The sequence below is a fragment of the Caldisericum insulae genome (assembly GCF_047785965.1).
Classification (GTDB): Bacteria; Caldisericota; Caldisericia; order Caldisericales; family Caldisericaceae; genus Caldisericum; species Caldisericum exile_A.
Genome location: NZ_JBLOBF010000029.1, coordinates 1 through 988 on the forward strand (window position 1 = coordinate 1; position 988 = coordinate 988).

Here is a 988-nt window from a genome sequence, read left to right on the forward strand (position 1 = left end):
ATATTTATGATTCATCCATTTGAGTTTTTCAAAGTCGAAGATAGCAGGGGCTTTATTGACATTTGATAGATCAAAGAGTTCTATGAGTTCTTCTTTGGTGAAAAATTCCCTGTTATCTTTGGGAGACCAACCAAGGAGAGCAAGGAAGTTAAACATGGCCTCAGGAAGGATACCCAGATCTCTGAATTGGCCTAAGGAGGTTGCACCATGTCTTTTGGAGAGTTTTGTTCTATCAGGTGCAAGGATAAGAGATATATGGGCAAATGTGGGAAGAGGAAAGTTGAGGGCTTCAAAGATGAGTATCTGTTTTGGGGTATTTGATAGGTGTTCTTCTGCTCTTATTACATGAGTTATTCTCATAAGAGCATCGTCAATTACTGTTGCATAGTTATATACGGGAAGACCGTTGGATCTTCTTATTACAAAGTCCTTGAATTCATTTGAATTAAAGACAACATCTCCTCTTACAAGGTCATGGACTACAATTTCTTTGTTTTCTTCCACTTTAAACACTATGGCAGGGGTGATTCCTTTTTCTTTGAAGGATCTTCTCCTTTCTTCTGTTTCGTTTTCTTTGAGAATTCTATAGGAGAATGTTTTGAGTGTTTTTTCATATTCTTCACGAATGGATTCAACTTCTTCATCTGTGTAGTAGAGTTCGTAGGCATAACCTTTTTGAAGGAGAATATCGATGTAGTGATTGTATATATCAATGCGTTCTTTTTGTCTATAGGGACCAAAGTCTCCACCTTTTAGGTATCCCTCATCCCAATCAAGGCCAAGCCATGTTATATCTCTTATCATACTGTCAATGGCTTCTTGGGTAGAACGTTTTTCATCTGTATCATCAAGTCTTAGAATAAATGTGCCTTTGTTGTGACGAGCAAATAGATAATTAAATAGTGCAGTTCTTGCATTACCTATGTGTATCTCTCCTGTTGGAGAGGGTGCATAACGAACTCTTACCACGTGTACCTCCGAAAAAAGA

General features: G+C 37.8%; 1 protein-coding gene. It reads right to left on the reverse strand.

What is annotated here, in order from left to right; all coding sequences use genetic code 11:
- Nucleotides 1-969, reverse strand: a 969-nt coding sequence (gene gltX / locus ACMV0E_RS08060; RefSeq protein WP_416085867.1) for a glutamate--tRNA ligase, incomplete at its 3' end; no start/stop codon positions are given.
- Nucleotides 970-988: the final 19 nt, after the last annotated feature.